The following is a 23,329-nucleotide window of genomic DNA, read 5'->3' as shown; positions in this document are numbered from 1 at the left end:
CGGACGGGCGCGAATCGCGAGCTGCCTCGATCCCGACGGAGAGGCGCCCCGATCGGCCGGAGCCTCACCGCGACTTCCCTGCCCCTCCGGGGAAGTCCTTGCGCTTGATCTTGGCGCGCCGGCCGTCGGGGTGGTGAAACACGATTCCCTCGGCGAGGTGGCCCGGGGCGAAGCGGCTCTCCAGGTGATCGAACAGGCCGTGGAGGCCGTCATAGGTCCTCGGGATGTCGTCGTAGACGGGAATCTCGAGGTTGAACGGCACGACCATGTGCCTGGCGAGCCCGAGCGGGTTGCCCTGAATGCTCGGTCCGAGCGCCTCCGCCGAGTGCTCGCCGTCCGGCCAGCCCTGGAACTCCGTCCCGCGAACCGCCTCGAAGATCCACTTGTCTTCCGGCCCGTGCTCGTCCGCGTCGACGTACCAGCCGTCGATGATCCCCTGCTGCTTCTGGAGCTTGCTCGGGTTCCTGCGCTTCTCGACCCGGACCACGTGGCCCGAGCGAACGGTCAATCGCACGTTCGTGCCGTCGAGCTTCTCGGTGGGACGGCCCTCGCCCGCAAAGACCCACTCGCACCCCTGGCGCGGCTTCGGGAGCACCTTGAAGTCGTCGCCGCGATCGAAAATCGTCGGAATCTTCTCCATGACCTGAATGCCCTTTCGTACCTGGCCGAGCAGCTCGTCAGGCGTGATGACGCCTCCAGCGAGCCCGCTCGCCAGGGCGCGCACCAGCTCCGCCACGGAGGTGCTCGCCTCGAGCGCGACGCGCTTCAGCGCCATCCGCTCCTCCGGCGAGATCCACGCGACGAGGCGTGACCAGCCTTCGGGCGGAACCCATGTCGCGAGCTGCTGCGGATCCTTCCTCGGTCTGCCGCGCGGGCGGCCTGGTGATGTCACGAGCTTCAGGGTAGCCCTATTTTCTATTGTGTCAATTGGCAAAACAAGAATTGGGCACGAGGCGGAGATGGTGGGAGCAGGTAGGACGCCTGCCGCTGCCCTCCTGGAGATCGGGAGTCAGGGCGAGCTCCGCGAAGGCGCGCGTGGACGCGCGCCTCGAGACATCGGGGCTCCGTGCGCGGAGACGCCCTGGCCCTGCGATGGACAGCTGGTCTGTCGCCGAGGGTTCAGTCGAGGAGGGTCCAGGTGGCCTTGGCGGTGCAGCCGTAAGCGTCGAGCGCGCCGGGGTGCGTGAGGGGGACGAGCTTGGTCTGGCCCTTGGCGAGCGGCCCGGTGACCGAGCGGGTGATGGGCCCCGGATCGCCGTAGTAGTGCGTGACGGTGAAGGTGATCTTCGCCGAGTCCGGAACGGCGAAGAGCGAGGTGTTCTTGATCGCGGCGTTCGGGTTGAAGATGCTGGGATAGGTGATCGAGCAGGAGAGGTTCACGGTCTTCGTGACCGGACCGCCGCCGTCATCGCCGCCAGGACCGATGATCGCCTCTGCGCCCTCGCCCACGACCTCGGCGGCGTCGCTCGCGCCGTCATCGGCGCTGTCGCCCTCGAGCGGCTCGGCGATGCAGCCGACGAGGGCGAAGGACGAGATGAGGGAGCAGAGGAGCAGGTTCTTGATGTTCATGGTGGTGTGTCCTTTGGTCCGGTGTTCACGCTCGCGAGATCGCATGTCGGCGGCCTCCGGCGAGTTCGAGCTCGCCTCGGCGTCCCTCATCGCTGTCTCGCGGCGTCGCATCCGGATAGAGCAACCGGCGGGCCAGGTCGTCGGGGCGCTCCGGGCCGCCCCCGGCGCGCCCAGGATCCGCGGAGAACACAGCCTATCTCGGGATTTTAGCGCTCCACCGCGCCGCGCCGGCGGGCGCCCGCGCGGCGCGGTGGAGGTCAGAGCCCCCACGCCGACGGCGTGGGCCTCCACCAGGTGTCCTCTGAGGTGCTCTCTGGTCCGGAAGATCGCGGCAGGCCCAGGCTCGCTCCGCGCCGCCGCGAGGGCCGGTGCTCCCCCCGAAGCCCCGCGATCGAACGCTCAGCGCCGGCGCCGTCGCGACGCCAGCGCGCCGAGCACGCCGAGGAGCATGACCCCGCCGACATCGGCCGATCGGCCGGTCGTCGAGCAGGAGCACCCGGCATCGCCGCCAGACTCCCCATCGCCGCTCTTCTGCGTGTCGTCCGGATCGGCGCCGCCGCCGCCGCCCACCCCGCCGCTCGAGGCGACCGACGAGCTCGCGGTCGCGCCCACGCTCGATCCGCCGCCGGCCGACGAGGCGGTCGACGTGCTGCTGCCGCCCGCTCCGCCGTCGCCCCCGCTGCCGCCGGCGCCGCCGGCGCCGCCGCCATCGAAGCCGGCGCACTCGGTCGAGCACTCGGTCGAGCATTCCCCGCAGACGCACTCGAGGATGCTGATATACATGTCGGCCCCCTCGGGCTGATCATTCAAGCATCCCTCGACGCACGCGTCGTCCGGGCACTCGTTGATACAGCCGATGAATCTCCTGCACGCGAGCGACGCGCCGCACGCGTCATAGGGGGCCTTGCACGTGTTCGCGAGCGAATCGTTCGAGCAGCTATCGCAGCCGCCGCCGCCGGCGGCGGCGCTCGTGGCGCTCGCCGCATTCGCGGCCGTGGTCCCGCCGATGGGATACAGCGCGCACACGCCGTCGATGTCATCTTGCTCGATGGTGCGCATCGACGAGCCCACGACATAGTAAGGCGTCATCGTCGCGCTCCGCTCGCTGGAGTGGCCGAGGCCCAGGAAGTGCCCCTCTTCGTGCGTGGCGATCGACTGTGTGTCGACACAGCCGTTGTTGCCGGTGTCGTTCCAGCAAAACCCGACGTCGTTGAAGACCATGTCGGCGTCCACGATGGCGCCGTTGAAGCTCCAGACCGGCATCGTGACGCCGATGACCGAGTTGACGTCGCCGAGCATGTTCGGCCAGGAGGAGCTGATCCAATGAAACACGTTCTTGCCGTCGTTGTAGTTGTAACGATCGGTGGTGTCGCCGAGGAGGTCGACCCGCCACTCCGTACACCCCGCGTTCGACCACGTCTCGAACCCGGACTCGACACGGGCGACGGCGAAGGCGGAGATCTCGCCCGGGATCGTCGAGCGGTTGATGTAGTAGGCGACGGGCAGCTTGTCCCAGCGGGGGACCACGTCATCGAGCGGCACCCACGCGGCGGCCTCACGGGCCACGGCGAGGGACGAGGCGGCGCCGAGCAGGGCGGCGAGGGCGACGTGGCGCCTCACCTCACTTCCCTCCCGCGATGCGCACGACGTCCGTCATGAGGCTCTCGATGGGCTCGACGTCCTCGACGGGCGCCTCGATGGGCACGAGCGCGGCTCCGGTCCGCCGGACGAGGTGCAGCCCCTCGAGGATGCGCCGCGCCATGCCCTTCTTGTCCACATGATAGGCCGAAAGCGCCAGCGCCGTGAGGTGCCACCGCCCCTTGTCGCCCGGGCGCAGGAAGACCACGGCGTCCTCGCCAGGCGAGAGCCTGGCGTCGCCGAGCAGCCGCTGTGTCTTGCCGTTGTAGGTCCCGCCCATCTGCTCCAGCACAATCATCTTCGAGCCCCCCTTGTCCGCCGCGCCCCCCTTGAGCGGCTGGGTGATCGTGAGCTCGGTGCGAGTCACGATCGATTTTCCGTCGTCGGATTCCGTCGCGTACGATCGGCCGACGATCACGCGCGCGACCGTCGCCGACTGGCGCACGAGCTCCTCCCGCGAGAGCAGGACGGCCGTCGTCGCGTCCGCGGGCGCGCCGATGCCGAGCAGAGCGAGCGCAGCCGACAGGGCGAGCACTGCTTTCAAGCCTCTCTTCATGTAGATGACTCCTTAAGACATTCATTTCTATCCCGAAGCGCGCGCGGCGGCCACACAGGAAACAGGACTGCAACGTGCTCGCGCTGCCGTGGTGTTGCCCGTCTGTCGTGACGGCGGATCATCACGCTGCGACGCGACGGCGCGCCGACATGTACGGAGACGCGCACTACCACCCGCGCCGTGGTACGCCTGGATTTGTGCCGTACACGTAGACGGCGCACTCCGGAGCTCTCCCGGAGGCTCTCGGGCATGAGACCCCCTTATCGGGTCATCCCCGCTCTCGACAGCATCGGGCGGAGTCAGGGTGGCTGTCCGTCGATCGGGTCAACTCGCCATCAGCGCCATCAAGGGCGGTCTCCGCTCGCCAGCGGCGCTCGGGCCCTCGGCGCGGCCCCGCGCCGCCCGCGGAGGCACGGGCGCGCGGAGGCCTCGCCCCGACGCCCTCCGCGCCCCGACGCCGCTCAGGGCGTCTCTCAGTCGAACCGCTTCAGGCCGTTCGGCGCCCTGGAGTCGCGCTTCGCGCCGGCCTCTCCCCGCGCCACGACGCGACCGGCGAGGACCGCCTCCGCGAGCTCGCGGCACTCGGCGCTCGTCGCGCGATCGGCCCGCGCGAGCGCCTGCTCCGCCGCGGCGCGCGCCTCGGCCGCGCGGCCCGCGAGCGCGTGCGTCCGGGCGATCTCCGCGAGGGTCGCCGAGAGCTCCGCGGCGTTGCCCGACACGTCCAGGAGCCGCTTCGCTCCGAGGTAGAGCGACAGCGCCGCGGCGAGATCCCCCTGGATGCGCGCCAGATCGCCCCGCGCCCGCAGCACGCCGGCCTGACCCGCGCCGTCCTCGAGCACCTCGAACAGGGCGAGCGCCTGCTCGTAGTCCGAGAGCGCCTCCTCCAGGTCCGACGCATCGGCCGCCGCGACCCCCACGAGCTCGGCCACCAGCTCGAACTGCTTGCGGCGGAGATCGCCCCGCACCTTGAGCGTCGCGGCCTGCCCGCGGCGCTCGAAGCCCGTGCGGAACAGCGCGAGCGCACGGTCGTAGTCGCGCACCGCGTCCACGAGGTCCTCCTGCACGGAGCGCAGATCGCCCCGCGCCTTCAGCACCGCGGCCTGGCCCAGGACGTCGCGCGTCGCCGTGAACAGCTCGAGCCCGTGATCGTAATCCTTCTCGGCGCCCGCAAGATCCCCCTGCCGCACCCGGAGATCGCCGCGCGCCTTGAGCGTGCCGGCCTGCCCGAGGTGGTCCTCGGTCGCTTGATAGAGCGTCAGCGCCCAGTCGTAGTCGCGCGCGGCGCCCGTCACGTTGTCCTGGCCGAACCGCATGTCGCCCCGCGCCTTCAGCACGCTGGCCTGCCCGCTCCGATCCCCCGTGTCCTGGAACAGCGCGAGCGCGGTGCTGTAGTCGCGCGCCGCTCCCGGGAGGTTGCGGAGCCGGACCCGCAGATCGCCGCGCGCCTTGAGCGCCCGCCCGTGCGCGGCGCCGTGTGGGCGGGCGCGAGGCGGCTCCGAGGGGCCCGGGGCGTCGGCGTCGGCGGCCCCGCGCGACCCGGCCCGGGGCTTGAGCGGCTCGCGATCGCCGAGCTGCAGGAACAGCTGGATCGCCAGATCGTAGTCGCACACCGCGCCGCCGAGATCGCCCTCCTCGGCGCGCGCGAAGCCCCGCGCCCTCAGCGCGTCGCCCTCCGCCGCGCGAGCGCCCGCGGCCTGGAACAGCGCGAGCGCCTCGTCGTAGTCGCGCACCGCCTGCGCGGGGACGCCCTCCCGCAGGCGCAGTGCGCCCCGATCCATGAGCACCTGGGCCTGCCCGAGCGCGTCGCCCGTCGCACGGAACAGCGCGAGCGCCTCGTCGTAGTCGCGCGCGGCGCCCACGTAGTCGCTCCGCCGGAGGAGCAGGTTGCCGCGCTCCCGCAGCGCGTTGCCGCGCGACTCCGGCGGGGTGCTGTTGAGGCTCGGAGGCGCCGCGCTCGAACGGGGCCCCCGCGTCACCCCCTCGCCGAGCACCTCGGCCAGCGATCCGCTCCTCGGCGTGCAGCGATCCGCCGCGCTGTCGAACGAGCGCTGTGTGGGAGGATCGCCATCCACGCCCTTCAGCTCGGACTGGACTTCGGGGAGGCGACGCATGCCAGGCGGAACATCATACCGCGCCAGCGCCTCTCTCGTGGAGACATTGCGCGGTCAGCGCGCGGCAGCGCTCGGTTTCCGTTTTCCGGTTTCCGTTTTCCGGTTTCCGTTTTCCGGTTTCCGTTTTCCGGTTTCCGTTTTCCGGTTTCCGTTTTCCGGTTTCCGTTTTCCGTTTCCGGTTTCCCTCCGCCGCCCGCGAGCGGAGGCGCGCCGACGGCTGGGGCCGCTGGCTTTCTGCACGTTGGCCCGCTCACGCAATCGGATGCGGGCCCGTGAACTCGTCCACCCCGGCCGTGAAAAGCCGTAGACGGCCGATCCTCAGAGGCCCTTGCGCGAGACCAGCACCGCGTCCCGCTCGACCTCGTACATCGCGTGGGTCACGAGCGCCGCAGCCGTGCGCTCGCGCACATGCACGACCCGCAGCTCAGCGTAGGTCTCGTCCGGCAGCAGCTCCTCGTCGACGCCGAACTTCGGCTCGTCGACCTGCGCCGGACGCTCGTCCTGCACCCGCGGCCGGACCGTGGCCAGCTTGCCCGCGCCCCCGATCTGCTGCAGCCAGCGGTCGCCCCGCCGGACCGCGAAGAAGCGCTGCCCCGGCTTCACGCCGTCCTTCTCGCCCTTGTCGATGAACACCACCTGGTTCTGCCCGACGAGCTGGTAGGGGTAGACGGCCGCGATGATCTTCGCCTCGAGATCCGCCTCGGCGCCCACCGGCGGCACCACGTCGAGGCGCCGCAGCACCGCGCCGACCCTGTCCGTGCGCTCGACCACGTCGAGCGACTCGACGAGCCGCGCGCGCACCATGTGCGTCTTCGGGTTGTAACGATCCACGCGCGCCGTGCCGCGCACCGTCACGAGCTCGCCCTTCACGTCCCCGCTCTTCACCTTCTTGATCTCGCGGAAGATCGTCAGCTCCTGGCCGATCGAGACGTCGTGATCGTCCGAGAGGCGGAGGTAGACGTCGTCGCCCTCGCTGAGGAGCATCTGGTCGTCGGGGCTCGCGACGAGCTCCCCCCACGTGTCCTTCTTCACGTCGTCGACCCAGCCGAGCTCGCGCAGGAAGACCGTCTTCTGCGGCACCCGCCCCCCTCGCCCCAGCTGGTTCGCGCCGAACCCGATGCTGCCGCGGGTCGGGCCCTCGCTCGGGTCGTGGAGCCGGATCCGGTCGCCCGGGTAGATCCAGTGCGGGTTCTGGAGCTGCGGGTTCAGCGCCCAGACCTGCGGCCACGCATAGGGGTTCGTGTAGTACCTGCCCGAGATGTCCCAGAGCGTGTCGCCGCGCCGCACCGAGTGCGACTCGGGCACGAACTGCCCCTCGACGACGTAGCTGCCGTTCGCGCCGCCCTTCACCGAGGCGGGGCCCTCGCTGCGGCGGCCCAGATCGAAGCCGTCCGACGGGCGGGACGTGTCCGTCGTGCCCCGCGAGCTCGAGGGCAGGTGGGCGTTCGGATCGAACCCGGGCTGCGGATAACCCGGCACAACGACCTGCGTCTCGACGGTCGGCTCGCCCCTCGGGAGCTGGACCACGGTGACGCCCGGCCCCTGGCCGGCGCCCTCTTCGCCGCCCTGCTGATCCTGAGCGCGCGCCAGCGGCGGCGCCGCGACGAGCGCCAGGGAGACCAGGACCAGCGTTGCCTTCGGGGGGAACTTCATCGCTTGCGCCTCGACGTGGGTGAGGGTGGCGGGCTCGGCGGCGGCGATCCGCCCGGGGGCTCTTCGATCACGACGCCGTTCGCGGTCGAGCGGAGCACGGGCGGCCGCGCGCCGTCGTCCTCCGGCGCGAGCCGCACCACCTCGAGGTCAGGCCTGTCGGGCTCCTCCGGGGGCACGGTGCGCGCCCCGGCCTCGCCAGGGCGCGCCGCGCTGCGGACGCCGCCCCGCGAGCGCTCCAGCGAGCCCACCCGATCCGTGAGCACCGCGTTCTCCGCGCGCACCCTGACGAGCTCCGCGCGCAGCTCGGAGAGCTGTCGTTCGACAGCGTCCTGCCCTCCGCCGCAACCGACGTTGAGCGCGGCGAGCGCGAGCGCCATCGCGCCGATGCCCAGGCCAATCCTCATGGGACGCCCAGCCTACCCGCCGCCGCGCCGGCCGGCCAAACGCGCGGCGATCTCCGCGCCCCGGCGGTGCGCCCCGCAACGGCGCGGCGCGCCGCGCGCGCCGGAACGACCCGCGCGACCCGAGGTGGGCGGCGCGACGTCACGCGTTACGGAGCGCGCGCAGTTCTGCTAGGGTCCCACCCCGACATCTGGGTGCGAGGGGTGAACGTGCGGAAATTCTTCCTGATTTTCCTTGTCGCGACGGCCTGCGCCGGCGCCGGCTGCGGCGATGACGGCCCCGGGCCCGCGACGGAGTGCTTCGACTACAGCAAGTTCGACGGCGCCACGCCCGAGGTGAGCTTCTCGGCCGAGGTCCTCCCCATCTTCCAGCGGTCCTGCTCGTTCAGCTCGACATGCCACGGCGCCGAGGCCGGCTCGGCCGGGTTCGCGTACCTCGGCCCGCCGCTGAGCGAGCAGGCCACGCAGGCGCAGATCGACGCGATCGTGGCCCAGAACGTCGGCGCCGCATCGAGGGCGCCCTCCGGGATGCCGCGGATCACGGCCGGCGACCCCGCGAACAGCTTCCTCCTGCACAAGCTCGACGACACCCTGAGCTGCGGGGACCTCGAGTGCGCTCCCGACGGCTGCGGCGACCCGATGCCCTTTGGCGGCGACCCCCTGCCCTCCGCGGAGCGCGACGCCATCCGCAGGTGGATCCAGCAAGGGGCCAAGGTCAATTGATCGGCCGGCTCTCCGGCCACGTCGTTGAAGAAGGCGACGAGGGCACGGTCGTCCTCGACGTCAGCGGGGTCGGCTACGAGGTGACCGTCCCGCTCGGGGCCGTGGGGCGCGCGCGCGGCATCGCCGCGAACGCGAAGGCCGGCTCGGACGCGATCACCCTGTTCGTCCACACCCACGTGCGCGAGGACGCGCTCCTCCTGTACGGCTTCGCGACGCGCGAGGACCGGGCGGCCTTCCGCGTGCTCATCGGCATCTCCAGCATCGGCCCGAAGATCGCGATGGCCATCCTCAGCGCGCTCGGCGCGGGGGAGCTCGCCGCGGTGATCACCCGCCGGGAGACCGCGCGCCTCACCGCCATCCCCGGCGTCGGCAAGAAGACCGCCGAGCGCCTCGTCCTCGAGCTGAAGGACAAGCTCGTCCACCTCCCCTCGGCCCCGCTCTCCGCCGCGGCCCCTCCGCCCGCAGCCGCCGACGCCAAGCAGGACCTCCTCCACAGCGCGCTCACCCGCATGGGCTACCGCCCTGCCGAGGCGGAACGCGCCGTCACAGCCCTCGGCGCGCGCGTCGACAGCGCCCCGCTCGGCGACCTCGTGCGCGACGCGCTCGCGCTCCTGTCCAAGTGAGCCACGCCGCCGGCGCCCGACGAGCCCTGCAAGCCTGGCCGCCCAGGCCCGGCGAGCCGCGGCCGCCCTCGCCCGGCGAGCCGCGGCCGCCCGCGCCCGGCAAACCGCGGCAGCCCGCCCCGGCGAGCCGCGGTTTTCCGGGCGGGATCGCCCCGGCGGGCGGGCGGACGGCGGCGCGCAACCCCCCGCGGGGAGGCGGAGGAGCGACAGACAGTCGACAGAGGGGCGCCGCGGCGAATATGCTCCCGCCGCCGTTCGCCCTGGGATCCAGTCCGGTCGCTCGTTGTGAGGAGGCGTGGTGATCACCTGCCCGAAGTGCTCCAAGGAAAATCAGGACCATTACAAGTTCTGCCTCGGCTGCGGCGCCGAGCTGCCTCGCGACGTTTCGCCCAAGAAGTTCGCGGCCGGCACCCCGCCCCACGGCGTGCCGGCGGCGACGCGGGCGAAGGACTACGGCGATGAGCCGACCGCCATCGGCACCGGCGCCCAGAAGGGCCCCGCGGTCGCGCCCCCGCCGCCCGCGCTCGTCGATCCCGCGGCGTTCATCGCCCCGGCCCGCGGGGAGGACACCGGCGCCGGCAAGAAGGCCGCGGCGGCCGCGGCAGCGCCCGCGACGCCGGCAGCGGCGGCCGGCGCGGGGACGGTCGTCTGCCCCCAGTGCCAGGAGCCCAACCCGCCGTCGAACAAGTTCTGCGCGCTGTGCGGCTTCAAGCTCGTCAAGCCGGCGGGCCAGGCCGCGCAGCCCTCCACGCCGGTCGTCTCCACGTCGGGCGCCGCGAACGTCGTGCTGACGGCGCTCCGGGCCGACGGCACCGAGGCCGGCTCGTACACGCTGCCCACGAACCCCACGTTGATCGGGCGCGACTCGGGCACGATCTTCGGCGGCGACAGCTACCTCTCGCCGCGCCACGCGACGTTCTCGATCAAGGGCGGGCGGCTCTTCGTCAAGGACGAGGGCTCGCTGAACGGCGTCTACCGCAGGCTGCGCAGGGACACGCCGGTGCAGCTCGACAACGGCGACGTCTTCCGCATCGGCCAGGAGATCGTCCGCGTCGAGCCGCTCTCCCCGGCGCCCACGACGCCCGACGGCGTCGAGCGGCTCGGCAGCCCCTCAAAGGGCTACGTCGCGCGGCTGGCCCTCATCATCGGAAGGGACGCGACCGGCAACGCGTTCCCGGTCCCCGACACCGGCCTGCACCTCGGGCGCGAGCGCGGCGACATCCTCTTCCCCGAGGACGGCTACGTCTCCGGGCTCCACTGCCAGATCTCGCTCCAGGGCGGCCGGCTGTTCCTCACGGACCTCGGCAGCTCGAACGGCACCTTCCTCCGCGTCCTCGGCGAGACCGAGATCACGGGCGGCGACATCCTCCTCATGGGTCAGCAGCTGTTCCGCATCAACGTCTGAGGGCGCGCCGCCGTCGCTCCGAGGGCGCGACCGTCCCGCTCGCACAACCCGACGCCCCATCGTACGCTCAGCAGCCCTGAGACACTCGCCATGGAAATGGTCCGCACCATCCGCGTGGTCGCCGCCGTGATTGAACAGGACGGCCGGTACCTCATCACCCAGCGCCGCCCGACCGCCGTGCTCCCGATGCTCTGGGAGTTCCCCGGGGGGCGCGTGGAGGAGACCGAGACGGACGCGGCGGCGCTGAAGCGCGAGGTCCGCCACCGGCTCGGCGTCGAGATCGAGGTGGGCCAGCTGATCTCGTTCGTGAGCCACCCCTACGAGCGCTACGTCGTCGACCTGTACCTCTACGAGTGCCACATCAAGAGCGGCGAGCTCGCCTCGCTGGCCGTGAACGCGTTCCGGTGGGTCACGAGCGCCGAGTTCGATCGCTACCCGTTCACGCCGGCGGACGAGGCCAGCATGAACAAGCTCCTCGGCATGACCTGACGCGCCCGCGCCCTCACAGGCGCGGCGAGCGCCGCAGCAGCACGAGGAACATCGGCCCGCCGAGCACCGCGGTCACCGCGCCCACGGGCGGCTCCGTGCCGAGCCACCGGAACAGGAGCCGCGCGACGAGGTCGCACGTGGTGAGCAGGACCGCGCCGGCCACGAGCGACAGCGGCAAGAGCCGCCGGTGATCCGCGCCGCAGAGCCGGCGGATCGCGTGCGGGACGATGAGCCCGACGAAGCCGATGAGGCCGGTGCGGCTGACGATCGCGCCGACGACGCACGAGGACGCGAGGAAGACCCGGCGCTCGACGGCGCGGACGTCGACGCCCAGGGTCCCTGCCGACTCGTCGCCGAGCGAGAGGAGGTTCAGGCGCGCGGCGTCGGCGAGGAGCACGGCGCAGCCTGCGGCGACGTACGCGGCGACGCCGAGGAGGGCCGAGGTCGTGGGCAGCTCGACGAAGCCGATGAGCCACCGGAGCAGCTGCTGGGCGCGCGAGGGGGAGACGAGCGTCTTGAGGAAGGAGATGAGGCCCGCCGCGATGGCGTTCACGATGACGCCGGCGAGGAGCATCGACGCGCCGGAGGTGCCCTCGGCCGCGCCGCGCGCGATGGCGTAGACGAGCAGCGTCGCGACGAGGCCGCCGGCGAGCGCCGCCGCGGGCAGGAGCGTCGCGCCGAGGACGGTCGTCGCGCCGATGCCGAGCGCGATCGCGACCGCGGCGCCGAGCGCGGAGCCGCCGGAGACGCCCAGCACGTACGGCTCGGCCAGCGGGTTCCTGAGCAGCGCCTGGAACGCGGCGCCCACGGCCGCGAGGCCCGCGCCGGAGACGGCCGCGAGGAGCACGCGCGGCAGGCGCACGTCGATGAGCAGGGTCCGGTCGAGGCCGGGCTCGGCGACGGCGCGCGCGATCGAGACGGGCTCGGCGCCGAGGACCACGGCGAGGAGGAGCGAGAGGACGAGCGCCGCGGGCGCCGCGGCGAGGACGAGCGCGCGGCGGAGGCCCCGGCCGGACGCGGGCGGCGCCGGGAGGGAGGGCGCGCTCGCTCGGCGCGGGGCGCGGCCGGACACGGGCGACGTCAATCCTGGCCGCCTCCGCGCGCCGCGGGCGGCAGGGTGGCGGGCCCGCTGTTGCGCTCGGCGTTCCGCTCGTAGATGAGGCGAAGCCCGGTGAGCGTCAGGTCGTCGTCGACCGCCTCGATGGTCTCGGTCTGCGGCGCGATGAGCCGCGCCAGGCCGCCGGTGGCGATGACGCGGCACGGGTAGCCGAGCTCCCGCCGGAGGCGGCCCACGAGCCCGTCGACGAGCCCCGCGTAGCCGTACACGATGCCCGACTGCATCGAGTGGACGGGGTTGCGGCCGACGACCCGGGGCGGGAGCGCGATCTCGACGCGGGACAGCCGCGCGGCGCGGGAGAAGAGCGCCTCGGCGCTGATCTGGATGCCCGGCGCGATGACGCCGCCCAGGTACTCGCCCTTCGGGGTCACGCAGTCGAACGTCGTCGCCGTGCCGAAGTCGACGACGATGGCGCCGGCGGGGTGATCACCCCGGTCGGGCTCGGCCGCGTGCGCTCGCGCCGGCGCGGCGCGGGGCGCGGGCTCGGGTTGCCGCCGCACCCACTCGTGCGCCGCGACCGCGTTGACGATCCGATCGGCGCCGACCTCGCGCGGGTTCTCGTAGAGGATGGCCATCCCGGTCTTGATGCCAGGCCCCACGACGAGCGGCTCGATCCCGAACGCCCGCTCGACGAGGCCCACCATCGTGTCGGTCAGCGTCGGCACGACGCTCGCGACGATCGCGCTGTCGATGCGGGCGAGGTCGACGCGGCGGAGGTCGAGCATCTGCCGGACGAGCACGGCGTACTCGTCCGCGGTGCGGGAGCGCGCGCTCTCGCAGCGCAGGTGGTGCTGGAGCACCTCGCCCTCCAGCACCCCGAAGCTGATGTTGGTGTTCCCGACGTCGATGGCGAGCAGCATGCTGGCGCGACTCTAGCGCCGCGCGCCCGGGATCCTGCCAGGATTTCGGACGCGCCGCCGGCGCTCGCGGCGCGGTGCCGCACGCCCGCGCGCGCCCGGCCTTCAGCGCTTGCGCGCGAGCGTCACCCCGTCGCGCACGGTGAGCATGACCTTCTCGACCCGGGGATCGCGGAAGACGAGATCGTTGAAGGCGGCGATGGCGCGGCCGTCGGCGCTCTCGGGGGCGAGGACCTCGCCGCTCCAGAGGGTGTTGTCGGCGACGATCAGCCCGCCGCGGCGGAGGCGCGGGAGGGCCTCCTCGTAGTAGGCCGGATACCGCTCCTTGTCGGCGTCGATGAACACGAGATCGAAGGCCGGGCTCGCCGGCATGGCGCGGAGGGTGGCGAGCGCGTCGCCGAGCGCGATCCGGATCTTCCCGCCGTGCTCGCTGCGGTCGAAGAACGATCGGGCGATGCGGGCCACTTCGGGGTCGCGATCGCACGTGATGAGCTCGCCGTCCGGCGGGAGCGCCTCGGCCATGCTGAGCGCCGAGTAGCCGGTGAACGTGCCGATCTCGAGCACCCGGCGCGCCTGGATGAGCGCGACCAGCATCCTGAGCAGGGCGCCTTCGACCCGCCCGACCTGCATGACCGCCCTCGGCTCATGGGCGAGGGTGAACTCGCGCAGCTCGTCGAGGAGCGCGGGAGGCGGCTCGGAGTGGTCGTGAACGTAGCGATCCAGCTCTGGATTGACGATGGCGATCATGGCGCGGTTCCTCGGCCGGGCACCGTAGCATCGGTGCGCGCTCGCTCCTCGCCTCACCTTGAGCCGCCGGCGGCCTTCGCGGTAGCGTCGACCATGGCCTTCTCTTCCTGGCAGACGTGCGCCGCAGCGGCGCTCCTGGCGGCGGCCTGCAGCTCGACCGGCGGCAGCCCCGGGACGGGCAGCGCCGGCAGCGCCGGCCTGGGCGGCTCCGGCGGAGCCGGCATGGGCGGCGGGGGCGCGGGCGGCACTGGCGGCGCTGGTGGCGCTGGCGCTGGCGGCGCTGGCGGGGCGGCGAGCTCCACGACGGCCGGCGGCGGCGCGGGGGGAGAGGCTGTCTACGATTGCGCGTCGATCGGCGATCCGTGCACGACCTGCCTCGCCCTGCGCTGTCAGGAGAGCTATTGCGCGTGCCAGCGGAGCACGGAGTGCGCCGCGCTGGGCAACTGCCTCCTCGGCTGCGCGGCGGAGGACGTCGCTTGCAAGCAGGCGTGCATGACGGCGCACCGGGCGGGCATCTCGGGCATCTTCCTCGAAGGCGGCTGCGCGTCCGAGCTGTGCAGGGCGCAATGCCCGTCGCGAGACGCGCTGTCCCCTTGCGCGTCCTGCCGGTTCACGGGGTGCGCCGCCGAGATGAACGCGTGCGTCGCCGACCCGTCGTGCAGGGCGATGCTCGCGTGCGTGGAGTTGTGCCGTGCGGACGGAGATGGTTGCCAGGAAGCGTGCGCGGCGATGCACGCGGACGGCGTGCAGACCGCCGGGGCGGTCTTCGCGTGCGAAGAGGCGAAGTGCGGTGCGGATTGCGAGTGACGGGTGAGCCGCCGCGGGCCGCCATGCCGCGCGGCGCCGCCGGGGTCGACGCCCCGGGCGAACGGGCATACCATTCCGTCGTGGCCTTCCTCGGATTGCGCGAGATCGAGCGGGACCCGTACACGGCCGTCCATCACGACCCCGCTCAGCAGCTCGTGCTCATCAAGCGATATTCGCTGAACTATCCGAGCATCGCGGCGATCGAGCTGAGCTTCGACCGCATCAATCGGTCGCTCGAGGCGATCGCCAGGCGGCGCACGCTCCTGCTCGTCGACGCCCGAGATGCACCGCTGCGCAACGACGACGGGTTCGAGAATGCGTTCGCTCACTGTCACACGCGGCTGACGGAAGGTTTCAAGAGGACCGCGGTCCTCCTGAAGAGCGCGACCGGGGTGCTCCAGCTCGGGCGGCTTTCGAAGGGCTATTCAAAGCCGATGGGCATCTTCACCCGCCCCGAGGACGCGCTCCACCACCTCGGCGTCAGCGTCGACCTGAAGCAGCTCACCGATCCCTGACGCCCCCCGCCGCCCCAGCGCGGGGCTCACCCGCACAGGAGACGGGCCCAGATCGGCGTTTTCGGCGCGGAAGCGCATTCCGGTGCGCTGAGCACCGAAAACGTCGAGGTGGGCCCGTATCCGCAGCGGGTGCGCCCCGCTCTAGGAAAGGGGTTTGCCGCCGGTTACGCCTAGGACCTCGCCGTTGACGTAGCTCGCCTCGTTCGAGGCCAGGAACACGAACGCCGGGGCGAGCTCGACCGGCTGTGCCGGGCGCTCCATTGGATGATTCTTGCCGAAGGTGGCCACCTTCTCCTTGTCGAACGACTGCTGGATGAGCGGCGTCCACACGGGCCCGGGCGCCACGGCGTTGACGCGGATGCCACGCTCGATGAGGTCCTGCGCCAGCCCCTTGCTGAAGGTGACGATCGCGCCCTTGGTGGACGCGTAATCGAGGATATTCGAGCTCGGCTGGTACGCCTGGATCGAGGCGACGTTGATGATCGAGCCGCCTTCCTTCATGTGCGGCAGCGCGTACCGGACCATGTGAAACATGGCCAGGATGTTGACGCGGAAGGTGCGCTCGACGCGCGCAGCGTCGATGTCCTCGAACCGCTCGACGGCCTTGCCCTGCTCCGCGGCGTTGTTCACCAGGATATCGATGCGCCCGAACTTGCGCGCCGCCTCCTCGACGACCTTCCTGCAATGGCCCTCGTCGGCCAGGTCGCCGGGTATCGTGAGCGCCTCGCGCCCCGCCTCCTTCACGACGCGCGCGGTCTCCTTCGCGTCCTCGTGCTCGCTCAGGTACGAGATCGCCACGTGGGCCCCCTCGCGGGCGAACGCGAGCGCGACGGCGCGGCCGATCCCGCTGTCCCCTCCCGTGATCAGCGCGATGCGGTCCTTCAGGCGGCCGAGCCCCTTGTACGACGATTCGCCGTAATCGGGCCTCGGATCCATCCTGCCTTCGATTCCGGGACGCTCCTGTGTCTTGCCCTCGAAAGGCGGCTTCGGGCCTGCGCCTCTCGGATCCGCTGTCGGTCCAGTGTTCTGCATAACCTCCTCCTGACGCTGCGCTGTGGGGAGCGGCCGAACGCGCTCCTACCGAACCGTGGCCATAAGGGCGTCGGCACAGCCCAGCCATCGGTCGCTGCCTGCTCTCCAGATCGGAGCTCCCCCTACACACCGGCGCAGCGACCGGCGAGCGGCTCGTGCCGTCGGATCCTCGCCGGGCGCTCGCGAGCGGACACGGCAGCAGGCCTCTCGCGGTGATGGACGTGGGGGACGTGATCGACGTGATCGACGTGATCGACGTGATCGAGCAGACGACGCGCGCCCCTGTCGCCCGGTGCCGCCGCGACCCGTCACGTCAAGGCTTGACAGGCGACAGCTGGTCCGGTGTCTTCACCCTGCGTCGCCTCGCGGCATGCCGCCGGCGAAGACGCGGAGGAGAACCGTGGTGATGAAACACATCGACGAGAGCCGTCTGGAGTCAGATCTCGAGTATCGGTTCGGATACCTCATCGAGTTTGTCGGCTTCGGCGAGGCGGACATCGCGGCGATCCACGGCGCCGCGCCGCACCTCGCCCCGCGGGTCGAGGCGCTCGTCGACGCGGTGTACGAAAAGCTGTTCCTCTACGACGCCACGAAGCGCCATTTCGTGCCGAAGCAGCACGGCTACGAGGGGGCGCCCCCGGCCGACCTGGCGTCGCTGACGCTGGGCCACGAGCAGATCAAGTTCCGCAAGCAGCACCTCTCGGCCTACCTCGTCCGGCTCGTGACCCATCCGTATGATCCGAAGATGGTCGCCTACCTCGACATGGTGGGGAAAATCCACACCACGAAGACCGGCAATCCCGAGGTCGTCGTCCCGCTCGTGCAGATGAACGCGCTCATGGGCTTCGTGTCGGACGCCCTGCTCCAGACCATCCTGTCGCTGGGCCTCGACCGGGAAGCCGAGGTGCGCACCCTCCGCGCGTTCAACAAGCTGCTCTGGCTCCAGAACGACCTCATCGCGCGCCATTACCTCTCGGCGGCTTGATCCCCTCCCCCTCCGACCCCAACCATCGCCCGCCGGGACGGACCGCAGCGGCGGGCGGCGGGCGGCGGCGCGTCGAGCGGATGGCCCATTGCGCAATTGCGCGACCGTTTGCGCAAGCGCACAACGGCTTGCGCTGCGCCGGCCCGCCCCGCGCGCCGCGCGATGGCGCGGCCGACTGCGGCCCGCCTGGATCGGCCGGGAATACTGCGACGACGAACCCGGCACATGCGGTGCTAGGCGCCCGGCCACCATGAACCGATTCTTCGATGGCATCGCGCTTCTCGTGGGACTGTCCTTCATCCCGACGGTCGCCGGCTGCAGCGACGAGCCATCCGAGGAGGAGCGCCGCTTCGCCCGGCTCGCGAGGCGCGCCGAGCAGGTGCGCGAGCTGTCGTTCCGCCACGCCGTGCCGGTCGCCACGATATCGCGGGACGAGTACGAGGCGGACCAGGAGGCCGCCGCGGCCGACGCCGAGGAGGCCGATCTCGCGGAGATGGCCGCGACCTACGGCCGGCTCGGCTTCTTCGCCGTCGACGCGGACCTGCGGGGGACGCTGGCTCGCTCGGGGGACTGGGCCGCTGCCTGGTACTCTCCCGAGAGCGAGGGCATCGTGCTCATCGGCGAGGTGGACGACGCCGTCCTCGTCCACGAGTACGTGCACGGGCTCCAGGATCAGCATTTCGACCTGGCGCCGGACCAGGACGACGCGCTGACGAGCGACGCATTCCTCGCGCAGCGGGCGGTCACCGAGGGCGACGCGACGCTCGCGGAGGGGCGCTTCATCATGCAGGAGCGCCTCGACGCCGATCTGCACCTCGTGGACTGGGGCCCGCTCCTGTCCTCGGTGCACGCGCGTCGGGAAGAGCTGCTCGCCGGGAGCGAGCTCCCGTTCTTGTTCATGGCGTATCCATCGTTCGCTTACAGCTTCGGGCTCGAGTACTGCGCCCACAACCTGACCGGGGTGAGCGCGGCGACGCCCTTCATCGACAGGCTCCCGCCGTTCGACTGGTCGAGCGAGGACGCGCTATTCACCACGCGGGCGCCTGGGAGCACCCAGCAGATCCTCACCCTCGACGCCCAGGACCCCGAGGTCGGCGTCGGACTCGACGAGATCCCGTCCGCGCTCGACGAGCGGCTCGAGCGGCTCAACTGGGACACCCTCGGCGAGTGGCTCACGTACCTGCTCCTGCGCCCGCTCGAGGGCGCGCCCGAGCTCGGCGACATGCGCGCGCTGGCCGCGGCCTGGGACGGCGATCGCGCCCTGTTCGTGCGCGATCGGAAGACGGACGCGATCGGTACGGCGTGGGCGTCGGCGTGGGACGACGCCGGCGCCGCGGCGGGCGTCGAGGCCGCGCTGTGGCGGCTCCACGACGCCTCGCCGATCGCCGGCGAGGAGCCGCGGCTCGGGCGGGCCGCCGACGGCGAGCTCATCTGGATCGAGCGGAGGGAAGAGCGCGTGGTCGCCGTCAAGAACGTCGATGAAGCGCTCCTGCCCTCGCTCGCCGAGGCCGCCTTCCCTTCCGGGCTCCGGCCGATGTGGCACGTGATCCGGACCCGCCCGTCGCTCGCGGCCAGGCTCTCGCGGCGCCTGCCCGGGCGACATCCCTGATCCAGCGACGGCGCGGCGCTCTCAGATGCAGAGCGAGTCGCAGTCGTGATCTTCTTCGCACGCCGAGACGCAATCGCCGTCGTCGTCACATGCAGCGACGCAATCGTCCCGCTCCGTCGAACACGCCGTGATGCAGTCGTCCCCTTCGTCCTTGTCATCGTCCGCGTCGACGAAACAGCCTGCCGCCAGGGGAACCGTGGAAACCAAGAGCACTGCGAGCACCTTGCGCAACATGAGTTGTCCTCCTTCGTGGTGTACTGTCCGCATGCGATGCAGGGGACATCGAACACCCAAGCAGGGGGCGTACCAATCGGCGTTCTGACGCGACTCACCTGTTGTTCCGCAGACCCGGAGAGCCGTTATGCCGCGCAAAGCGAGCTCGGCGCCGGACTTCCGGCTCACCCGAGCACGTCGGCCGACGGACGTTGGGGGGCCCGCGAGAAGGCAAATCGCCACAGCGAAGCGGGCCTTGGCGGCGCTCAGCGCCGCCGGCGCCGCGGTTTCCCGCGCGGCGCGCCGGGCGTGCGCGCTGGGCCAAAGTGTCACACCCGGCTCGACCGTGAGCGACGGACCTCCGTCCAGGCGGCCCCCGACCCATCGCTCACGAACGTGGTCGTGAACGTGGTCGTGGTCGTGGTCGTGGTCGTGGTCGTGGTCGTGGTCGTCGACGACCTGATCGTGGACGTAAACGTTCTGCCGATGCCCTGGTCAACGAACGAGAGCGGCGGCTTCCGGGTGACGTTCACGTTCACGGCCGAGCCGTTGACGACCACGACCACGACCACGACCACGACCACGACCACGTTCACGACCACGACCACGTTCACGACCACGACCACGTTCACGACCACGACCACGTTCACGACTACGACGTCATGCGGCCGCGCTGGGTCTCACCGCAGCGCGGCCCCGCAGCTCACCCCTCGTCCTCGGGCTTCTGCGGCTTGGGCGGCGGGCGGTCCACGGCGTAGCGCCGCAGATCCAGCGTGCAGGGCGCGTCGCCGTGGGCGAACGCCTGCTTCGCGGTCACCGGCCAGGGCGTCGGCCCCTCGATCGTGAACCGCTGCGCGCGCCGCGCCGACGCCTCGAACCGCGTGAGCGGCGCGGCGTCGTAGGAGCGCCCCTCGGGGTGCCACACGTGGTAGGCGCACGCGCCGATCGAGCGCTTGCCCCACGTGTCCAGGATGTCGATGTGGACCGGGTGGTGGATGCCGAGGTGCGCGTGCAGGCTGTGCGGCGGCGCCCAGGCGCGGAACCGCACGCCGCCCACGTGCTCGCCCGCCGTCCCCGTCGGCCGGAGCGGCAGCACGTGGCCGTTCACGAGCACCGTGTGGCGCTCCGGCGTGAGCCCCTGCACGCGCACCTCGATGCGCTCCATCGACGAGTCCACGTAGCGCGACGTGCCCGTCGTCGTCAGCTCCTCGCCGAGCACGTGCCACGGCTCGATCGCGTTGCGCACCTCCAGCACCACGTCGCCGGCGTGCAGCGTGCCCACCACCGGGCAGCGCAGCTCGATGAACGGCCGGTACGCGTCCGCGGGCAGGGCGAGCCCGCGCTGCTTCAGGTGATCCAGCACGTCCTCGAAGTCGCGCCACAGGTAGTACGGCAAGAGGAAGCGGTCGTGCAGCGCCTGGCCCCAGCGCACGAGCCGGCCCGAGTACGGCTCCTCGGCGAACGAGGCGAGCAGCGTGCGGACGAGGAGCGCCTGGGCGACCGCCATCCGGAAGTGCGGCGGCATCTCGAAGGCGCGCAGCTCGATGAGCCCCTGCCGGCCGTGCGCCGTCTGCGGATCGAACAGCTTGTCGATGCTCACCTCGGCGCGGTGCGTGTTGCCCGTCATGTCCACGAGCAGGTGGCGGAACAGGAGGTCCGAGAGCCACGCCGGCTCGTTCTGCCGGCGCTCGAACGCGCGCGAGAGCGCGATCTCCAGCTCGTAGAGGTTCTCGTGGCGCGCCTCGTCCACGCGCGGCGCCTGCGACGTCGGGCCGACGAAGAGGCCGGCGAACATGTACGAGAGCGACGGGTGGTGCTGGTTGAAGGTGAGCAGGCTGGCCAGCAGATCCGGCCGGCGCAGGAAGGGGCTCGAGAGCGGCGTCGGGCCGCCGAACGTGAGGTGATGGCCGCCCCCGCTCCCCGCCATGCGCCCGTCGACCAGGTATTTCTCGCAGTGCAGGCCGGTGTGGAGCGACGCGTCGAACACCGTCTCTAGGAGCGACGCGTACGCGCGCACGCCATCGGAGGGCGGCAGGTTCACCTCGAGCACGCCCGGGTCCGGCGTCACCGAGAAGCGGAGCACGTTCGCGCCGGGCGGGGGCGGGTACCCCTCGAGCAGCACGTCGATGCCCGTCTCCTGCCGGGTCGCGTCGATCGCGGCGATGAGGTCGAAGAAGTCGCCCGGCGAGAGGAGCGGCGGAAGGAAGACGTGGACGAGGCCGTCGCGCGTCTCCACGCAGAGCGCGGTGCGCACGCCGTAGCCCGAACGCCCCGCGGCGGGGGCGGCGCGCTGGGCGTGCACGGCGCGCTCGCCGTCGTGGGCGTGCCGTTGCGCTGCGCGCGCGCGCGCCGTCTCGGCGTGCTCCAGGTCGCCGTCGCCGTCCAGCAGCTCGACGCGGCGCTGCTTCTCGTCCTCCTCGTCGAGCTCGAGATCGCCGCGCCGCGGGTCCTGCGGCGACACGAGCTCCTCGATCGGCGGCGGCGGGGCCACCGCGACGAGCGAGCGGAGCGGGAGGCGCAGGCCGATGGAGCTGTCGCCCGGGAGCAGGAAGAGGTGCCCGCGCCGGAAGCCCCAGCGCTCGCTGATCCACGACCCCCACTGGCGCGCGAGGGGCAGGACGAAGCCGGCCTCTCGCCCGAGCCCGCGATCGAGGACCCGGGCGAGGCGCCGCCGCTCCTCCGGGTCGTCGAGGTTCGCCTTGAGCGGGTCGACGTCGGTGGGCAGGCTCGCCTCGTCCTGGAGGTGGCGCCAGGGGTCCTCGAGGGCCGGCATCAGGAAGTCGGCCAGCCCGAGCCGCGCCGCGAGCGCGTCGGCGAACTTCCGCGAGAGCTCGACGCCGCGCCCGCGCGACGCGCTGGTCGCCGGATCGGCGTGGCGCGCCTGGGACATCTCGGTCCAGATCGGGACGCCGTCGCGCCGGCCGATGATCTCGAGCGCCCAGCGGGGCAGGCTCTCGCCGGGGTAGTGCTTGCCGGCGCGGAGCAGCAGGACGCCGCCCGGCGTGATCCGGCGCCGGAGCTCGTGCGCGAGCCGGAGCCCTTGCGACCACTTCGTCGGGCCGAGCGCGCCCTCGCGCCACTCGGGCGCGTCCGGGTACTCGCGCGAGTTGAACGTCGGCTCGCCGCCCATGGTCAGGGAGAAGCCCGCGGCGGCGAGCCGCTCGTCCGCGCGATCGGCCACGGACAGGAGCTCCTGCCACACGGGCTCCTCGTAGGGCGTGGTGGGGCGCGGCTCGTGGCCGAGCCGCCCGACCTTCATCTCGAAGGTCACGTCGGTCGCGCGCGTGTCGCTCGTGCCCTCGACCGGCGCCGCGAGCGCGGGCGAGGCGGTGCAGGCGAGCGGGATGTGGCCTTCGCCGCAGAGCAGGCCGCTCGTCGCGTCGAGGCCGATCCAGCCTGCGCCGGGGAGGAAGACCTCGGCCCACGCGTGCAGGTCGACGACGTCGCGGCTCACGCCGCGCGGCTGGTCGGGGATCATCCCCTCGTCCGTGAGCTGCACGAGGTAGCCGCTCACGAAGCGCGCGGCGAGCCCGCGCGACCGGAGCGCCGCGATGAGCAGCACCGCCGAGTCGCGGCAGCTGCCGCGGCCTTGCGCGAGCGTCTCCTCCGGCGTCCAGATGCCGGCCTCCTCGCGGATGACGTACTTGATGCGCCGGTTCACGGCGGTGTTCAGCGCGACGAGGAGCGACACGGTGTCGCCCTTCGAGGGCAGCCCGGCGAGGAACTCATCGAGCAGCGGGCCGCGGGCGAACGAGGGGTCGGAGCTGTCGAGGAAGGGGGCCAGGTCCTGCTTGAGCTCGGCTGGGTACGAGAACGGGACCTCCTTCGCGCGCTCGTCGAGGAAGAAGTCGAACGGGTTCACGGGGCGCACGCTGACCGCGAGCTCGACCAGGACGTCGAAGTGAGGGACGCGCTCGCCCGCGGGCAAGAGCACCCGCGCCACGTGGTTGCCGTACGGGTCCTGCTGCCAGCGCGCCGCGATCGGCGGGTCGATCTTCAGGCTGTACGACTCGATCTTCGCCTTCGCGTGCGTCGCGGGCCGCAGCCGGATGAGCTGCGGGCCGAGCGAGGCGGGGCGGGGATAGTTGTAACGGGTCCGGTGCTGGATGAGCAGGCGCACGGTGGTTTGTCTCCGGGGGTGGCCCTATCCAACCAGAAGTGCCCCGTTGCGTCTCGCCTTCCGTGACGCGCGTGAGGCGCGCTGCGAGATCGTTTCGAGGACGATTCGGCCAGGGATCGACCGCGTGGCGGCGCGTGGGCGGGAGCGTGTGGCGGCGCG

22 protein-coding genes are annotated in these 23,329 nt (G+C 72.0%); 8 read left to right on the top strand and 14 right to left on the bottom strand.

Translation table 11 applies throughout. The annotated features are described in order from the left end of the window. Positions 1-64: 64 nt before the first annotated feature. From WMF14_RS01605 to WMF14_RS01575, 7 genes are all read right to left on the bottom strand, one after another. On the bottom strand, positions 65-775 hold the full coding sequence (locus WMF14_RS01605; RefSeq protein ID WP_272097391.1) for a hypothetical protein: 711 nt from the start codon (positions 773-775) through the stop codon (positions 65-67). Between the two features lie 344 nt (positions 776-1,119). Next, positions 1,120-1,569 carry a hypothetical protein gene (locus WMF14_RS01600; RefSeq protein ID WP_437798435.1) on the bottom strand — a complete coding sequence of 150 codons (450 nt, stop codon included), beginning with the start codon at positions 1,567-1,569 and terminating at the stop codon, positions 1,120-1,122. A gap of 399 nt (positions 1,570-1,968) precedes the next feature. Continuing rightward, a complete protein-coding gene (locus WMF14_RS01595; protein ID WP_437798434.1) occupies positions 1,969-3,189 on the bottom strand; it encodes a matrixin family metalloprotease in 1,221 nt (406 codons plus the stop codon). 1 nt (position 3,190) lies between these two features. After that, positions 3,191-3,763 (bottom strand): hypothetical protein, encoded by a 573-nt coding sequence (locus WMF14_RS01590; protein ID WP_272097387.1) that lies wholly within the window; start codon positions 3,761-3,763, stop codon positions 3,191-3,193. Positions 3,764-4,236: 473 nt separating this feature from the next. Then, entirely contained in the window at positions 4,237-5,874 is a 1,638-nt protein-coding gene (locus WMF14_RS01585; protein ID WP_437798433.1) for a tetratricopeptide repeat protein, read from the bottom strand. A 318-nt stretch (positions 5,875-6,192) separates the two neighbouring features. Continuing rightward, positions 6,193-7,527 carry a LysM peptidoglycan-binding domain-containing protein gene (locus WMF14_RS01580; protein ID WP_437798431.1) on the bottom strand — a complete coding sequence of 445 codons (1,335 nt, stop codon included), beginning with the start codon at positions 7,525-7,527 and terminating at the stop codon, positions 6,193-6,195. Next, complete coding sequence (locus WMF14_RS01575) at positions 7,524-7,931, bottom strand: hypothetical protein (RefSeq protein WP_437798430.1); 408 nt, start codon at positions 7,929-7,931, stop codon at positions 7,524-7,526. The genes WMF14_RS01580 and WMF14_RS01575 overlap by 4 nt, the downstream gene beginning before the upstream one ends. Positions 7,932-8,132: 201 nt before the next feature. Here WMF14_RS01575 and WMF14_RS01570 point away from each other — a divergent pair, with 201 nt between their 5' ends. From WMF14_RS01570 to WMF14_RS01555, 4 genes are all read left to right on the top strand, one after another. After that, positions 8,133-8,651, top strand: coding sequence for a hypothetical protein (locus WMF14_RS01570; RefSeq protein ID WP_437798429.1), 519 nt, complete (start codon positions 8,133-8,135; stop codon positions 8,649-8,651). Further along, entirely contained in the window at positions 8,648-9,274 is a 627-nt protein-coding gene (gene ruvA / locus WMF14_RS01565; RefSeq protein ID WP_272097382.1) for a Holliday junction branch migration protein RuvA, read from the top strand. Before WMF14_RS01570 ends, ruvA begins: the two co-directional genes overlap by 4 nt. A 298-nt stretch (positions 9,275-9,572) precedes the next feature. Next, positions 9,573-10,679, top strand: coding sequence for an FHA domain-containing protein (locus tag WMF14_RS01560; protein WP_272097381.1), 1,107 nt, complete (start codon positions 9,573-9,575; stop codon positions 10,677-10,679). Positions 10,680-10,769: 90 nt separating this feature from the next. Next, complete coding sequence (locus WMF14_RS01555) at positions 10,770-11,168, top strand: (deoxy)nucleoside triphosphate pyrophosphohydrolase (RefSeq protein ID WP_272097380.1); 399 nt, start codon at positions 10,770-10,772, stop codon at positions 11,166-11,168. A 13-nt stretch (positions 11,169-11,181) separates the two neighbouring features. Here the strand turns inward: WMF14_RS01555 and WMF14_RS01550 are convergent, their stop codons facing one another. The 3 genes from WMF14_RS01550 to WMF14_RS01540 form a co-directional block, all read right to left on the bottom strand. Continuing rightward, positions 11,182-12,240 (bottom strand): FecCD family ABC transporter permease, encoded by a 1,059-nt coding sequence (locus WMF14_RS01550; RefSeq protein ID WP_437798428.1) that lies wholly within the window; start codon positions 12,238-12,240, stop codon positions 11,182-11,184. An 8-nt stretch (positions 12,241-12,248) separates the two neighbouring features. After that, complete coding sequence (locus WMF14_RS01545; protein ID WP_437798427.1) at positions 12,249-13,145, bottom strand: type III pantothenate kinase; 897 nt, start codon at positions 13,143-13,145, stop codon at positions 12,249-12,251. A 102-nt stretch (positions 13,146-13,247) separates the two neighbouring features. Beyond that, on the bottom strand, positions 13,248-13,889 hold the full coding sequence (locus tag WMF14_RS01540; protein ID WP_272097377.1) for an O-methyltransferase: 642 nt from the start codon (positions 13,887-13,889) through the stop codon (positions 13,248-13,250). A 93-nt stretch (positions 13,890-13,982) separates the two neighbouring features. Between WMF14_RS01540 and WMF14_RS01535 the strand changes: the two genes are divergently transcribed. Together WMF14_RS01535 and WMF14_RS01530 are read left to right on the top strand one after the other, a co-directional pair. Continuing rightward, positions 13,983-14,696 (top strand): hypothetical protein, encoded by a 714-nt coding sequence (locus tag WMF14_RS01535; protein ID WP_437798426.1) that lies wholly within the window; start codon positions 13,983-13,985, stop codon positions 14,694-14,696. Between the two features lie 80 nt (positions 14,697-14,776). Continuing rightward, positions 14,777-15,211 (top strand): hypothetical protein, encoded by a 435-nt coding sequence (locus WMF14_RS01530; RefSeq protein ID WP_272097375.1) that lies wholly within the window; start codon positions 14,777-14,779, stop codon positions 15,209-15,211. Between the two features lie 141 nt (positions 15,212-15,352). Here the strand turns inward: WMF14_RS01530 and WMF14_RS01525 are convergent, their stop codons facing one another. Beyond that, the gene (locus tag WMF14_RS01525) at positions 15,353-16,243 is read right to left on the bottom strand and encodes an SDR family oxidoreductase (protein ID WP_272097374.1); all 891 of its coding nucleotides are present in this window, start codon (positions 16,241-16,243) and stop codon (positions 15,353-15,355) included. 406 nt (positions 16,244-16,649) lie between these two features. Here WMF14_RS01525 and WMF14_RS01520 point away from each other — a divergent pair, with 406 nt between their 5' ends. Both WMF14_RS01520 and WMF14_RS01515 read left to right on the top strand, forming a co-directional pair. Continuing rightward, positions 16,650-17,228 carry a protoglobin family protein gene (locus WMF14_RS01520; RefSeq protein ID WP_437798425.1) on the top strand — a complete coding sequence of 193 codons (579 nt, stop codon included), beginning with the start codon at positions 16,650-16,652 and terminating at the stop codon, positions 17,226-17,228. 250 nt (positions 17,229-17,478) lie between these two features. Continuing rightward, positions 17,479-18,837 carry a hypothetical protein gene (locus WMF14_RS01515; protein WP_437798424.1) on the top strand — a complete coding sequence of 453 codons (1,359 nt, stop codon included), beginning with the start codon at positions 17,479-17,481 and terminating at the stop codon, positions 18,835-18,837. Between the two features lie 21 nt (positions 18,838-18,858). Here WMF14_RS01515 and WMF14_RS01510 read toward each other — a convergent pair whose 3' ends face one another. The 3 genes from WMF14_RS01510 to WMF14_RS01500 form a co-directional block, all read right to left on the bottom strand. Beyond that, positions 18,859-19,071: a hypothetical protein gene (locus tag WMF14_RS01510; protein ID WP_437798423.1), complete on the bottom strand. Its 213-nt coding sequence runs from the start codon at positions 19,069-19,071 to the stop codon at positions 18,859-18,861. 308 nt (positions 19,072-19,379) lie between these two features. After that, on the bottom strand, positions 19,380-19,700 hold the full coding sequence (locus WMF14_RS01505; RefSeq protein ID WP_437798422.1) for a hypothetical protein: 321 nt from the start codon (positions 19,698-19,700) through the stop codon (positions 19,380-19,382). Positions 19,701-19,753: 53 nt separating this feature from the next. After that, complete coding sequence (locus WMF14_RS01500; RefSeq protein ID WP_437798421.1) at positions 19,754-23,170, bottom strand: DUF2126 domain-containing protein; 3,417 nt, start codon at positions 23,168-23,170, stop codon at positions 19,754-19,756. Positions 23,171-23,329: the final 159 nt, after the last annotated feature.

The organism is Sorangium sp. So ce693 (genome assembly GCF_051521375.1).
GTDB classification, from domain to species: domain Bacteria; phylum Myxococcota_A; class Polyangia; order Polyangiales; family Polyangiaceae; genus Sorangium; species Sorangium atrum.
The sequence above is the reverse complement of the archived record's forward strand: the minus strand, read 5'-3'. Positions and strand labels throughout refer to the sequence as shown.

Bases quoted from the DNA above. Each gene is read 5' to 3' on its own strand.
- WMF14_RS01540 (WP_272097377.1), bottom strand. From the start codon at position 13,889: ATGATCGCCATCGTCAATCCAGAGCTGGATCGCTACGTTCACGACCAC.
- WMF14_RS01525 (WP_272097374.1), bottom strand. From the start codon at position 16,243: ATGCAGAACACTGGACCGACAGCGGATCCGAGAGGCGCAGGCCCGAAG.
- WMF14_RS01580 (WP_437798431.1), bottom strand. From the start codon at position 7,527: ATGAAGTTCCCCCCGAAGGCAACGCTGGTCCTGGTCTCCCTGGCGCTC.
- WMF14_RS01590 (WP_272097387.1), bottom strand. From the start codon at position 3,763: ATGAAGAGAGGCTTGAAAGCAGTGCTCGCCCTGTCGGCTGCGCTCGCT.
- WMF14_RS01510 (WP_437798423.1), bottom strand. From the start codon at position 19,071: ATGTTGCGCAAGGTGCTCGCAGTGCTCTTGGTTTCCACGGTTCCCCTG.
- WMF14_RS01520 (WP_437798425.1), top strand. From the start codon at position 16,650: ATGAAACACATCGACGAGAGCCGTCTGGAGTCAGATCTCGAGTATCGG.
- WMF14_RS01600 (WP_437798435.1), bottom strand. From the start codon at position 1,569: ATGAACATCAAGAACCTGCTCCTCTGCTCCCTCATCTCGTCCTTCGCC.
- WMF14_RS01585 (WP_437798433.1), bottom strand. From the start codon at position 5,874: ATGCGTCGCCTCCCCGAAGTCCAGTCCGAGCTGAAGGGCGTGGATGGC.
- WMF14_RS01605 (WP_272097391.1), bottom strand. From the start codon at position 775: ATGGCGCTGAAGCGCGTCGCGCTCGAGGCGAGCACCTCCGTGGCGGAG.
- WMF14_RS01515 (WP_437798424.1), top strand. From the start codon at position 17,479: ATGAACCGATTCTTCGATGGCATCGCGCTTCTCGTGGGACTGTCCTTC.
- WMF14_RS01535 (WP_437798426.1), top strand. From the start codon at position 13,983: ATGGCCTTCTCTTCCTGGCAGACGTGCGCCGCAGCGGCGCTCCTGGCG.
- WMF14_RS01545 (WP_437798427.1), bottom strand. From the start codon at position 13,145: ATGCTGCTCGCCATCGACGTCGGGAACACCAACATCAGCTTCGGGGTG.
- WMF14_RS01555 (WP_272097380.1), top strand. From the start codon at position 10,770: ATGGAAATGGTCCGCACCATCCGCGTGGTCGCCGCCGTGATTGAACAG.
- WMF14_RS01575 (WP_437798430.1), bottom strand. From the start codon at position 7,931: ATGAGGATTGGCCTGGGCATCGGCGCGATGGCGCTCGCGCTCGCCGCG.